Raw genomic sequence first — 11,257 nt, 5'->3', positions numbered from 1 at the left:
GTGATCCAAAAGAAATTTATTGGTCGAATGCTCATTTCGGTGTAACCAATACCAAGCCTACCCTTTCATTAACGACGGAGAATAACCTTGTACTAACAGAAGGAGTAATCTTCTCTATACAAGGGAACGCAACAGATATTGATAACGGAAACGTCGTCACTACGAAGTATCAAATTAATAGCAGTACTGCTCGGGCGGCGCATTCTGGTGTATCTAACGGAAGCACGCCCATTTCTTTTGCCAAGCCTCTAAGCTACAGAGGGGGACGCTTGTACGATGGTGCCACCGATGTGTCAGGGCTTCTTGCGGAAGGCACCACACACACGCTATCCGTCTGGGCGGAAGATGATCAAGGCGGGAAATCTGATATTGTTACCCGGACCTTCACGGTTAAGCACAATAAGGCTCCAGTACTAACAGTAAACGCCTTTACGCCTGTACAGTCTGGCCTCATTCCGCCGGATACTTTAACGCTGTCTGGAGCCGTATCCGAGCCAGATGGTAACACAGTTACGGTGAAAGGAAAGCTAAATAGTGGAAGTGAAAAAACGCTTCTAAGCGGAGTATCAACGGGTAGTTGGTCATTTCCGTTCAAAGTAAGTGAGTTACAAGCAGGGCCCAACACTTTGACAATTACGGCATCAGATCAATTCCGCACTTCATCGGTAAAGTCGTTCAGCATTAATAATAGTGTGGTACAAACTCCACTCAAGAAAGCTGTAGCTCGATACAAAGTCTTACCGCCTCGTGGATCAGCAAAGGAAATACTTTCTTGGCTAAAACGTGAGAAAGGTGATCTTGTCGTGGATGGAGAGGCATCATTTGTAGATGCAGGACAGCCTGAACAGTATGTTTCGATGAGTAAGAATAGTATTGATCTTACATCATCGATCAGCGAAGATGAGCTGCTTGCTACCGTAGCAACAGCTAAATCCAACTTGACGTTTAAGCTGACTTTCTCACGTTTGAAAACGAACTCTGTCGAAGCTGCAACGATGATGGTAGGGGTGATTGAGTAATGAAGTATCGTCCGCGAAATCCCGATGGAACGTTTGGCGAACCGGTTGAAACACCAGGGCACACGGAAGGTCTACCGACAGAAATTCAAGTGCTTTATGAAACAATTGCCTCTATGGATGGTGAAATGTCAGCCATGCGTGAGGATTATACAAAAAAGCATGAGGGGTTGACCGAAAAGATTACCGCACTGGAAGCAGAGGTACAAGCATTGAAAGGAGGTGGTCAATGATGGTGAAAAAGTACATGATCGCGCCTTATGCAATTCTAGTCAAATCTGGCGGATGGCTGATCGAGCCGACAGGAACCGAAGGGGAGAAAGTGATCCCAGAATCTTACCGCGTCCCTGTAGCTGAATATCTCGCTGCTCAAGAAGTAGCGTAAACACCTTTTCTGAAAACGAGAGAGGCGTTTTTTCATCGGGAGCAGTGCCTTCTACTTTGAGACTTTCCCAATACCTGAATCGTATTACTTTTAAGAAAGATTCAGGAGGGACAATCGATGTTTTATGCTATCCGCTTCGAATGGGACTGGATTGGCTTAATAACAGACCTCATTTTTGTAGGGCTGCCGTTTGGTATAATCACATATTTGGTCATTCGGTCTAGGTACGACAAAAGGATTAATGAATTAGAAAAACGGTTAGAAAAACTGGAGCAAGAAAAATCAAAGTAAGGATTTCGAGGAGCTGCTAACGCGGCTCCTTTTACTTTTGGAGAGGAGGATGAGCCAATGTCAAACAATGAGATGAAGGTACTATCTGATATCCGCGAGAGGATTGTCCGGGTAGAGACAAAACTGGACTCTATGACTGATGTTCGTGCTACTGCGGAAGAGGCGAAAGAGAAAGCGAATGAAGCACTTCAATATGGGAAATCAGCGCACCATCGATTAAACGAAGTTGCTGATAATCAAAAATGGCTCTGGCGTACGGTTATTGGTGCGCTAATTCTTGGAGCAATATCATTGCTGTGGAAGGGGATGGCGGTATGAAGACGTTCCTAAATGACAGAGATGGCGTCAGTGAGAAGGACTATCTGCTCCTAATCGCAAGCACTGTCTTTTTTCTTTTCGTAGCGATAGGGCTTATTCTGTCGTTGCTAGGTAAGCCTGTAAGCTCGGGTTACCTTGCTCTATTGGATATGATGGCTCCAGTCCTAATGACGGTTGCAGGCGGCGTGTTCGGTTTACGAGCAGTACAAGAGTACCGCAAACCACGGCCTAGTGAGCAGGACACGGAAGGAGAGGACTACGATGCACGTGTCTAAAGTGGACGAGATGCTCAAAGGATACCGTGTGACAAGCCCATATGGACCGCGTGCAGATCCTTTCACAACCAAGCAGGTATTCCACACGGGGATTGACCTGGTTAAAAAACATCGAGCACCGATCCTTGCCTTTGTTACTGGTGTAGTCACGCACGCAAAAGAAGGTGTAAAAGGATCAGGATATGGGGGCTTTGGAATTGTAGTTGCTATTAAAGACCGGAAGGGCTGCACACACGTATATGCCCACCTACACAGCGTAGCTGTTAATGTTGGTGACAAGATAAAGTGTGGTGATGTCGTCGGGCACCAGGGCAGCACAGGACGAAGCACCGGCTCACACCTGCATTACGAGGTTCGGCGGGGCGGATTCGGGACACATACCGATCCTGTAGCGTATTTGCGAGCATATTACCAATCTGTTGATAAACCTGTGGATAGAGGAGATGAAGACACAGTGAAAGCACTAGAACCGTGGAAGCTCCAACTGGCAGACAAGGCGTTGGACAGCCTTGCCAGCAAGAAGGATACAGAAGGCAAAGCCTTGATAAACAACGTAGAAGAGTGGAAAAAACGATTGCGAACAGAGCCACAGGAGGTCTTAAATGACCTACCGTGGATCTTGTTTGTACTTGTGGATCGAGCTACCAATACACCGGATTTTCTTGTCCAACAAGAGGAGGATGTAGATCATGAACGAAGAGTTTAAACGCAAGCTTTCATCACGCAAACTGTGGATGGCAGTGGCTGCCTTTATCACGAGTGTGCTGGTACTGTTCGGAATGGACGGTGACACGATTACGGAGGTAACCGCCATGATTACGACTCTCGGCTCTGCTGTCGCGTACATGGTGGCCGAAGGGTATGTTGACGCAGCTCATAATAAGACTGATACAAGCGATCAGCCAGGCCCAATTGAAAAGAGGCAATAACCAAAACAACCCTCCTTCGGAGTATTAATCCGGGGAGGGTTGTTGGTATTTTGTACGATCTAAAGTATTTTCTTATAATGCCTTCGTTTTTAGCGATTTTAATTCTTTTTTTATCCACGTGAAGATAAAATCTCGACAATCTTCCAAGTTAGTGAAACTTTGTTTTAGAAACTCAGAAGTTATTACCTCGCCAGAAGGCCTTCGGATTTTAAAAGTGTATAGTTTGAAATCCGTGTGATCTTTTTTGTACGGCTTTTCAATTCGAGCATAATAAAATTGATGCCTACCCTGCCAAATGTCATAGTCAATTCGCTTGTCCCTTGTTAATAGCTGAAAGTGCATTTTTTATCACCGATTCAATATTTTGTATAAGGTACACTTCAGATAATACCCTATTTCAGGAGAAAAGTGGTAAATAATGCGCGACTTTTTTCCTGTATAGATAGAGTTAAAGCAAACGAAACTCTTTCAGAAATCCGGGGAGTCATTTTTTATACAGCGGAAACTATACTAATTGAGTTTAAGCATCAACTCGTTCAAAAAGTCTAGGAAGTAGAAAACGCAAGCCAGTTTGTCAAATGGTATCATTAAATAAATATATATTTATATCTATATATTGCCAGTTATTCCGTTATTTAATATAATTGCAAAAGCATGCATGCAAATGGTGTTCACCTAAACCTATCATTAATTATTTCAGGGGTGAAATTGTGAGTTTTTTAAAAAGACAAATAGTTTAGTATTAGCTTTATCATTGGCTATCGTAACAATTCTATCTCCAACTGCAGCCGCTTATGCAGAAGAGCGAGTCGAAGTTCCTAAGCTAGCAAAGAAGAGTCAACAAGTCGAGCTAACAGAGGAAGAAGCTGTAACAGAAGAAGCTGTAACAGAAGAAGAAGCTGTAACAGAAGAAGAAGCTGTAACAGAAGAAGAGGGAATACAAGAAGCAGAAGTACGAGCTGTTCCTTTAATTCCCATTGTATTAATCATAGTAAGAGCAGGCGTCATGTATATTAAGTATAAGAACAAAGTGGAAGAAGCTTATGAAAAAGTAAAAGAGTCCTATGTAAAAAAAGAAGTTGAGGAACGTTATTCCAATAAGATCGGAGAAAAAGATAGAGATCGATGGGACGATGTAAAAAGTGACACAACTCTAAAAGTATTCAAACTAAATGGGTATCCAGATGGTATTCATCTCGAATTTGGCGATCCAGATGACTATGGTATGACACACATCCTTGCAAGACACCATCCAGAATATTGGACAGGTGACTATAATGGATATGATCGTGATCCTCTATCAATGTTTGATCCCGATACTTCTATGAGGGATATTGAAAAGATCATTCAAAGTGTAATTGATTACAGAGAGAACTCTCAATGGATGAAAGAACGGCTTGATGAGGGGAACTATAAGCCAAAAGGATATGTTGGTTATCACGATGGTAAATTATATAAGCTAGTAGTAAGTGGAGGAAGTATCACCACCCTTTATCCAAAGGGATGGAATGAAGTCGAAGATTAATATTTTTGGAGCTAAAGTAGCCCTGGTTTTTCTCCTAGGGCTACTTCATTCTACATACAAAATTGGAGGAGCAACATGTTTAGCATTCATACATATTTATTAAAAGGGAATAGCGTAATTGCTTCAGAGCTAGATCTTGACCATGTACATAAGGGTGTCATCTTAGAGAATATTGAACACTCCTTTGTAGATATTAGGAACGAACTAGAAGTGAAGCAATACTTTCAAACATATAAGAAATTCTTTCGGGAAGCAATCCTAATAAAGTTCAATGACGACATTATTTTTGATTTCACCTATTATGACTTAACACTCTGGAGTTCTTTTGCTTCTTTAATTGAGGATTTTTTGGCGACAGACTCGAAAGCAACAGAAGAAACTGTTCACTACCAAGCAAGTATTTCGTTAGAAAACACAGATCAAGATAAGGTATTATTTTCTGTAGTTAAGATGAACAAAATTCAATTGGAAATTGAACTGCCAAAATACACCTTCCTTCGCGCTTTAGTCGACGGAGGATTACATTATTACACTACTATGTGCAACTATGGGTATAGTCATATATCTTTTACAAATATGAAATCTTGTTATGAAGAACTTGCAGTGAAGCTAGATAATTTGATTAAGTAATAGGGTTTTCTTAAAAAATCGATTTTTCTACTGAGTGATGCCTCATTTTTTCGTCTGGTTAATGCCGCCGAACTGATCCAGCCCACGATTCCTTTCCACTGATCATTATGGATACTAGGGAAGTGACTCTCTAGCTCAAAATCCTCGGGATAAGCGTATGATAACAGAATGAAGCAAGTGGAGCCTTCCTTCGGAGTGATTCGGGGAGGGCTTTTATTTTTTTTATGAGATGCTACAATTATTAAAAATACATTTGCTCTTTGTCCCAATTGTCATAAGAAGATGCATATCCTAGATCTAGCCAATGATGTAGAAAAACTTAAGAGAAAGGCTTTGGAGGAAATCAGTTATGAAACACATTGAAGTCGTAGGGGCTATTATAGTGAATGAAAGCAAACAAATTTTATGCGCGCTACGGTCTCAAAATATGAATCTAGGCGGTTTCTGGGAGTTTCCAGGGGGAAAGATTGAGCAAGGTGAAGATCCAAAAAAGGCGTTGTATAGAGAAATCAAAGAAGAGTTATCATGTGAAATAAAAGTAGGTGAAATGATCGACGAGACGGTTTTTGAGTATGATACCGTTACTGTCCACCTAAGAACTTTTTTATCGACAATATTGAATGGGGACCCTATAGCTCTTGAACATGAAAAGATTGCGTGGGTTTCTGTGTTAGATCTAGATCAATTAAACTGGGCACCAGCGGATATTCCAACTGTAAACAAATTGAAACAGCTACTGCTCCACTAAAAAGTGGGGCTTTTCTTTTTTTAATAACCAGCATAAAATAAGAACAAACGTTCGTAAAGGATGATTAAGATGGAGACAATCAAAGCAGTGATTGATGGTCAACTCCAAGCTGTTCCCGTTTTAACCAACAGTCATCTCGTCATAATGAGCATGATCCGAACAGGAGCAAGTCCAGGATACGCCCCTGACATACTTCGGGATTTAATTGAGGCAGGATTGGTGGAGGAGACTTCAAATGACCTTATTGTATGAACATCACAACGAGGAAGTTATGACCCCGTTACGATCGATTGGTTCAGTTGAATTGGCTGGATTGTATGTTATCATCTATGACTCAGTACTCAAAGATTTTGCGATTGCCGTCAGTTGGTATGAGGAATGTATTCGTAGGGAATGGGGAGTAGTCAAGAATATGGACCGTGATGAACGGAAAATCAAACTTACACGGGACGATGGCTGCTGGTGGGTTCCTATCGATAATTTACTTCAAGTTGAGCGGGTATAGTGGACGATGATACAACCTGACCAATGGCGAGATATACTTCATGAAACAATCTTGTATGGCATGCTTTTTAAGGCTATCGCCCTCGATGCAGAAAGCCTTAATCAGGATCAGCTCAAAATGTCATACCGCCCCATGCTCGATACCGTATCGATGTGGGCTGAGCGAAAACACCACGAATATCGGAGCCAGTTTGGGAGGATGGGTGGCAAAATTCATATCCAAAGGACAACTGATAGGTTTCTATACTCTGTAGTTGTGACTGTCCGTGGCCGACAAGAAGAATGTCTCTATAACGTGTCCCATTTAAAAGCTGAATGCCAAGTTCGCCTTAACAATTATCTGTACGATGCAAAGCAGCAAGCGAAGTAATTACCAGTATTTATACGTGAAATCATTTCATTAGTAGGTTGGTAGTATTAGTGTAATCTAGTATAGATCACTTGGGATAAAGCGTACGACTTAATCGGTGCAGATAAGTCTACGCTATTTTTTGTGGAAAATGGGTTATACATACCTAGTGTTCCAATATTACAACCACTCAAAAGGAACGCATGAAAGGGTGGGATTGTCAATTTTTTAAGCATTATTTGATCAGCAATCCTCGATAAAATTGCAGGAATTTGTCATAACATGGAATATTTTGTCGAAAGGTTAGTATTTTTAAATAAATAGATAAATAGTATCATTGTGTTGAAAATTAACCGATTTATGGAGGCGTATTAATGTCAGTATCACGTAGTGAACGAAATGAGAATAGAAGAGATGAAAGATTAGAGAGAAGACAACAAGCTCTAGCGGCACAACAAGCAAAAGCTCAAGAAGATGCTAAGAAACAAACCAGCTCATCAAGTAAATCAAAGAGTAGCAGTGTTCAGCAAACTAGTTATCCTCAACCAAGTAGCAGTGTTCAGCAAACTAGTCATCCTCAACCAAGTAGCAGTGTTCAGCAAACTAGTCATCCTCAATCAAGTAGCAGTGTTCGCCAGACGAGTAATTCTCAACCAAGTAATTCAAATGTATCAAAACCACCTACGACGTCAACTAATATAATTGTAGATAAAATTGAAATTAGTGAAGCTGCTAGAAACGCTTTTAAAAGCAGTGCTCAGCAATCATTGGTTAGAACTGAGTCTACAGCTATAAAGGAAAAACTACATCAAGCTACTGTTGAGGTACCAACAAATGATACTGTGCGAATTAGTGAAGCAGCTAAGAGGGCTTTATTGAATGAGCAAACCCTAAGATCCTCTTCGGTTAATATTGTAAAGTCAAGTAATGATGACAAAAAATTACCAAAAGACATCCAAAGAGAAATCAAACATTTACAAGAAATGTATAGCATAACAAAAGATAAGGATGTTAAAAGTGGGTTAAATAAACTTGCTAATAACTTCAGGTCTATCGGAAAAAGTAAAGATCACTATACAGTTTTAAGGATAAATACATTTATTCCGTATGATAAAGTTCCACTTACTCCGTTTGAATATTATGGTGGAGATAATAGAAGTTTTAACTTTAATTCAACTGCTGTCAGAACATCACAAATTGTATTAATTAATACTAGCAAGGACAAAGTGTATTCTGCAAATTATATTGGTAAAACGCACCAATATGATGAGGATGGAAACTTGACAGGTGCAGAGTTGCTAAAATTAAAAAATGCAAGCATGAAAGTAGAAGATTCAAAAAGGGGAGGAAAAGTTAATATTGTAGCGACAACGAGTGCAGCTAATCCAATGGTGCAAGTTGCGCCTCCAATTGATTACAGAATGGAGTTTAATGTTACTAAAAATTCAGTTACACTTGTGAAGGGAGAAGAAGAGTACGATATTGAAACGGGTGCAGATATTCAGAGGTCAAAAGGATCAGTAATCGATGGATTCCCTGCATATGAGGTATATGGTAATATCGACGGATCTGGTTATCAAACCTTATATAAGTATAAACCAGATAGTTGGACTGATATATTATATAAACTCGTTGATGGCCCAGGAGATGTAGAACTTCCAGGGACCACAATTAAGAAAAAGTAACAAAAATTACATAATTTATCTTAATAGTTCCCACTTTATTGAGCAAAAATTAGGAGATGTTTATGCGAACTTTACGTTTTTTTAGTGCAGCAGGTGTAGCATTTATTGTCAGTGCCGTATTGTATATCATTAGTATGTTAACCTTCATATCATATCAGGGTGAAGGAGTGTTTAACACTTTAACTTCCTTGACATTTATGTTGGCATTTTATTTACTACCGTTTTGCTATGTTGGATGTCTGATAGGAGAATTGGTATATTCTTTTACATCCAAGATAGTAAACCGTTTTATTGTAACTTTGATCTTTGTATTAATGGGTATCATATATTCATATTTGGTACATAGATTTTTGCTGAATGGAAATTCTTTTGTATTTTATTTATGCTTGTCAGTGTTGGGGTCAACTTCTTTTTACTGGGCTCATTTTATTAACAATAGAAAAATGAATATACAACTTGCTGTAATACCAGGGTATGTAATCATTATATTTTTGGTTGCAATTGCTGTTTAATTAACTATTTTAGCTGCATATCCACTACCCGTCCCTATTTTATGGGAGACGGGTTTTCTTGGTGAATAACCGAATGATGGTTACATAAGGGGATGTACGGTGATCCCTGGAAAGAGCAGAGGTTTGCTTGGGATTGATTGGATGAAAAGAGATGAGGCACCTTCCTTATTTTTAAGGAGGTGCCTCATCGTGTTATTTGGTATATTCCATCACTTTAAAGAACAAAAGGACTGTCTTCATTCTATTCCTTCATTAATATATCCAAATACCTCGATAGGTCATTTAACGGTGCCGCAGGTGGAATCTTGCGATTATGTTCCCAATCGAAAAGTGTGCGTTCATGTACGCCTAAAAGCTTAGCGAATTCCCTCTTTGTATACCCATGAAATAAACGAGCTTTTACTATGCGTTCCCCAAAAGTAGATTCTGGCAGTTTTTCAAAGCCACCGAGAAAAGCAACTGAAACGCCTAAAACTTTGGAAAGTCGTCTTAGGCTAGGTGGAGAAACTTTAAGCTTATTAGCTTCAGCTAAACCGATTGTTCTTGTACATAATCCAGTGGCAGCGGCCAGATCAATTAAGTACATCTGCTTTGCTGTGCGTGCTGCTCTTAGACGTCCACCTGGACTATCATCTTCCATGTCCATAAAAGGAGAATAGGATGTTTCTTTTTGTATAGATATTCCAAGGGTATTATCTTCAGCCTTGTCCTTGTGGATTCTTCGGTACTCGAGAGAAGCAAACCTGCTCGTGCTCTCCCCAACAAATCTACAAATATCGCTCAAAGCTCTCAGGTCCCTTGCTAGATCGTATCGATCTGCACATCGAGGTGCCGAGAGTACCAGTTCAACTTCTTCATAACAGAAAAGCAGAGGAGTCCTCAAGAGACATTCAGCAGCGAGTAGAGCAAGCGAGGGCTCTCCAATGCGAAAGATACCACTATCGTCCCGGATGTCCTTTTAACAGTGTGATGAATGGAGAAGAGCTACGCCAATTCGCTCAGCTGGATAAGGAGGGACAAGAGATGCTGCAGCTTGCCTTCGAGACATTAGGTTTGAGTGCAAGAGCCTACGATAGAATTGTAAAAGTGGCGAGGACAATTGCAGATTTAGATGGGGCTTTCCGTGTAGATGCTGCACATGTAGCAGAAGCAATTCGCTATAGAGCCTTGGACCGAGGACTACTTTTTTAATGGAACGGACTAGTACACAACAGTATCTGATAAAAGGATGAAAAACGTATGGGGTTAAGTGAACCATTCTTTAAAGAGTAAAAAAAGTTAATAACAAAATAAAGCGAGATAGTAATCAAGCAGAGTGAACGAGTAAACGTATATCCCAAGGTGACAATAAAAATTTACTGGAACAACATTTTTGAGAAAAGATGTTACTATAATAGCTGGAATTGATTACCTGGGGGATTATTAATGAAACTATTTCGTCATCTAAGAATCTTGATTCAATGCTTTTTTGTGATGAGTTTTCTGTTAGGTTGCTCCCAAACTAACAAACCAATTGAGACGACTGAATTCATAAAATATGAAGATAAAAGTAATAACTTCGCTATTTCTTACCCAAAAGGTTGGAGTTTTGATTGCAAACAAAAAGATGTTAGTGTTTTGTTTAACTCCCCAAAAGAAAACGATCAAGATGCTATAACAGAAAGTATAAGTGTTAAGGCGATCATATTGCCGTTTGAGGCAACGGCGCCTTGGGAGAATTATAAAGATGGAATCATTGAGATGATTAAAAAAGGGTCACCTGGAATTGAGGTCCAAAATACAACCAAATTAAAAATTAATGAGTATGAAGCTATGCAGATTCTATTTAAAGGAAAATATAATAATGAGAATTTAGCCTTTCAAATGACTTATGTGATTAAAGGTAAAATGGGATACATAATAAATTTTACGAGCTTATACGACGATCTTGAAAAATACGCCTCAACAATAGAGAAAGTCACAAACTCCTTTGAGATATTAGAATAATATACTGTTCTAGTAAATGAACAATTAAGAAAAAGTCCCTTGTACCATATGGTCTTACCCCTGTCAAGCGGACAGAACTAAAAAAGCCTAAGCAGCCAGTGTGA

At 39.8% G+C, this 11,257-nt stretch carries 17 protein-coding genes; 16 read left to right on the top strand and 1 reads right to left on the bottom strand.

The window, feature by feature from the left end:
- The 14 genes from ACQ5DJ_RS29625 to ACQ5DJ_RS29560 form a co-directional block, all read left to right on the top strand.
- Positions 1 to 1,019: hypothetical protein (locus tag ACQ5DJ_RS29625; RefSeq protein ID WP_429845575.1), on the top strand; the 1,019-nt coding region annotated here is incomplete at its 5' end.
- Positions 1,019 to 1,249: a hypothetical protein gene (locus tag ACQ5DJ_RS29620; protein WP_429845574.1), complete on the top strand. Its 231-nt coding sequence runs from the start codon at positions 1,019 to 1,021 to the stop codon at positions 1,247 to 1,249. The genes ACQ5DJ_RS29625 and ACQ5DJ_RS29620, both read left to right, overlap by 1 nt.
- Positions 1,246 to 1,401, top strand: coding sequence for a CD1375 family protein (locus tag ACQ5DJ_RS29615; protein WP_429845573.1), 156 nt, complete (start codon positions 1,246 to 1,248; stop codon positions 1,399 to 1,401). The genes ACQ5DJ_RS29620 and ACQ5DJ_RS29615 overlap by 4 nt, the downstream gene beginning before the upstream one ends.
- 117 nt (positions 1,402 to 1,518) lie before the next feature.
- Positions 1,519 to 1,692, top strand: coding sequence for a hypothetical protein (locus ACQ5DJ_RS29610; RefSeq protein ID WP_429845572.1), 174 nt, complete (start codon positions 1,519 to 1,521; stop codon positions 1,690 to 1,692).
- Between the two features lie 57 nt (positions 1,693 to 1,749).
- Positions 1,750 to 2,010 carry a hemolysin XhlA family protein gene (locus ACQ5DJ_RS29605; RefSeq protein ID WP_429845571.1) on the top strand — a complete coding sequence of 87 codons (261 nt, stop codon included), beginning with the start codon at positions 1,750 to 1,752 and terminating at the stop codon, positions 2,008 to 2,010.
- Positions 2,007 to 2,285, top strand: a complete 279-nt coding sequence (locus tag ACQ5DJ_RS29600) for a hypothetical protein (RefSeq protein WP_429845570.1) — start codon at positions 2,007 to 2,009, stop codon at positions 2,283 to 2,285. The genes ACQ5DJ_RS29605 and ACQ5DJ_RS29600 overlap by 4 nt, the downstream gene beginning before the upstream one ends.
- The gene (locus ACQ5DJ_RS29595; RefSeq protein WP_429845569.1) at positions 2,272 to 2,991 is read left to right on the top strand and encodes a M23 family metallopeptidase; all 720 of its coding nucleotides are present in this window, start codon (positions 2,272 to 2,274) and stop codon (positions 2,989 to 2,991) included. Before ACQ5DJ_RS29600 ends, ACQ5DJ_RS29595 begins: the two co-directional genes overlap by 14 nt.
- Complete coding sequence (locus tag ACQ5DJ_RS29590) at positions 2,975 to 3,214, top strand: hypothetical protein (protein ID WP_429845568.1); 240 nt, start codon at positions 2,975 to 2,977, stop codon at positions 3,212 to 3,214. The genes ACQ5DJ_RS29595 and ACQ5DJ_RS29590 overlap by 17 nt, the downstream gene beginning before the upstream one ends.
- 754 nt (positions 3,215 to 3,968) lie before the next feature.
- A complete protein-coding gene (locus ACQ5DJ_RS29585) occupies positions 3,969 to 4,739 on the top strand; it encodes a hypothetical protein (protein ID WP_429845567.1) in 771 nt (256 codons plus the stop codon).
- A 75-nt stretch (positions 4,740 to 4,814) separates the two neighbouring features.
- On the top strand, positions 4,815 to 5,369 hold the full coding sequence (locus ACQ5DJ_RS29580; RefSeq protein WP_429845566.1) for a hypothetical protein: 555 nt from the start codon (positions 4,815 to 4,817) through the stop codon (positions 5,367 to 5,369).
- A 349-nt stretch (positions 5,370 to 5,718) separates the two neighbouring features.
- Positions 5,719 to 6,117, top strand: a complete 399-nt coding sequence (locus tag ACQ5DJ_RS29575; protein WP_429845565.1) for a (deoxy)nucleoside triphosphate pyrophosphohydrolase — start codon at positions 5,719 to 5,721, stop codon at positions 6,115 to 6,117.
- Between the two features lie 69 nt (positions 6,118 to 6,186).
- Positions 6,187 to 6,369, top strand: a complete 183-nt coding sequence (locus ACQ5DJ_RS29570; RefSeq protein ID WP_429845564.1) for a hypothetical protein — start codon at positions 6,187 to 6,189, stop codon at positions 6,367 to 6,369.
- A gap of 19 nt (positions 6,370 to 6,388) precedes the next feature.
- Positions 6,389 to 6,622 (top strand): hypothetical protein, encoded by a 234-nt coding sequence (locus ACQ5DJ_RS29565; protein WP_429845563.1) that lies wholly within the window; start codon positions 6,389 to 6,391, stop codon positions 6,620 to 6,622.
- Positions 6,623 to 7,344: 722 nt separating this feature from the next.
- Positions 7,345 to 8,655 (top strand): hypothetical protein, encoded by a 1,311-nt coding sequence (locus tag ACQ5DJ_RS29560; RefSeq protein WP_429845562.1) that lies wholly within the window; start codon positions 7,345 to 7,347, stop codon positions 8,653 to 8,655.
- A gap of 753 nt (positions 8,656 to 9,408) precedes the next feature.
- Here the strand turns inward: ACQ5DJ_RS29560 and ACQ5DJ_RS29555 are convergent.
- Positions 9,409 to 9,951 carry a helix-turn-helix domain-containing protein gene (locus ACQ5DJ_RS29555; protein WP_429845561.1) on the bottom strand — a complete coding sequence of 181 codons (543 nt, stop codon included), beginning with the start codon at positions 9,949 to 9,951 and terminating at the stop codon, positions 9,409 to 9,411.
- Here ACQ5DJ_RS29555 and ACQ5DJ_RS29550 point away from each other — a divergent pair.
- A complete protein-coding gene (locus tag ACQ5DJ_RS29550; RefSeq protein WP_429845576.1) occupies positions 9,846 to 10,358 on the top strand; it encodes an ATP-binding protein in 513 nt (170 codons plus the stop codon). The genes ACQ5DJ_RS29555 and ACQ5DJ_RS29550 overlap by 106 nt on opposite strands.
- A gap of 234 nt (positions 10,359 to 10,592) precedes the next feature.
- Positions 10,593 to 11,153 (top strand): PsbP-related protein, encoded by a 561-nt coding sequence (locus ACQ5DJ_RS29545; protein WP_429845560.1) that lies wholly within the window; start codon positions 10,593 to 10,595, stop codon positions 11,151 to 11,153.
- Positions 11,154 to 11,257: the final 104 nt, after the last annotated feature.

The sequence above is a fragment of the Brevibacillus sp. FIR094 genome, assembly GCF_050477165.1.
Classification (GTDB): domain Bacteria; phylum Bacillota; class Bacilli; order Brevibacillales; family Brevibacillaceae; genus Brevibacillus.
The sequence above is the reverse complement of the archived record's forward strand: the minus strand, read 5'-3'. Positions and strand labels throughout refer to the sequence as shown.

Coding starts and splice junctions, on each gene's coding strand:
- ACQ5DJ_RS29620 (WP_429845574.1), top strand. CDS start 1,019: ATGAAGTATCGTCCGCGAAATCCCGATGGAACGTTTGGCGAACCGGTT.
- ACQ5DJ_RS29615 (WP_429845573.1), top strand. CDS start 1,246: ATGATGGTGAAAAAGTACATGATCGCGCCTTATGCAATTCTAGTCAAA.
- ACQ5DJ_RS29610 (WP_429845572.1), top strand. CDS start 1,519: ATGTTTTATGCTATCCGCTTCGAATGGGACTGGATTGGCTTAATAACA.
- ACQ5DJ_RS29605 (WP_429845571.1), top strand. CDS start 1,750: ATGTCAAACAATGAGATGAAGGTACTATCTGATATCCGCGAGAGGATT.
- ACQ5DJ_RS29600 (WP_429845570.1), top strand. CDS start 2,007: ATGAAGACGTTCCTAAATGACAGAGATGGCGTCAGTGAGAAGGACTAT.
- ACQ5DJ_RS29595 (WP_429845569.1), top strand. CDS start 2,272: ATGCACGTGTCTAAAGTGGACGAGATGCTCAAAGGATACCGTGTGACA.
- ACQ5DJ_RS29590 (WP_429845568.1), top strand. CDS start 2,975: ATGAACGAAGAGTTTAAACGCAAGCTTTCATCACGCAAACTGTGGATG.
- ACQ5DJ_RS29580 (WP_429845566.1), top strand. CDS start 4,815: ATGTTTAGCATTCATACATATTTATTAAAAGGGAATAGCGTAATTGCT.
- ACQ5DJ_RS29575 (WP_429845565.1), top strand. CDS start 5,719: ATGAAACACATTGAAGTCGTAGGGGCTATTATAGTGAATGAAAGCAAA.
- ACQ5DJ_RS29570 (WP_429845564.1), top strand. CDS start 6,187: ATGGAGACAATCAAAGCAGTGATTGATGGTCAACTCCAAGCTGTTCCC.
- ACQ5DJ_RS29565 (WP_429845563.1), top strand. CDS start 6,389: ATGACCCCGTTACGATCGATTGGTTCAGTTGAATTGGCTGGATTGTAT.
- ACQ5DJ_RS29560 (WP_429845562.1), top strand. CDS start 7,345: ATGTCAGTATCACGTAGTGAACGAAATGAGAATAGAAGAGATGAAAGA.
- ACQ5DJ_RS29545 (WP_429845560.1), top strand. CDS start 10,593: ATGAAACTATTTCGTCATCTAAGAATCTTGATTCAATGCTTTTTTGTG.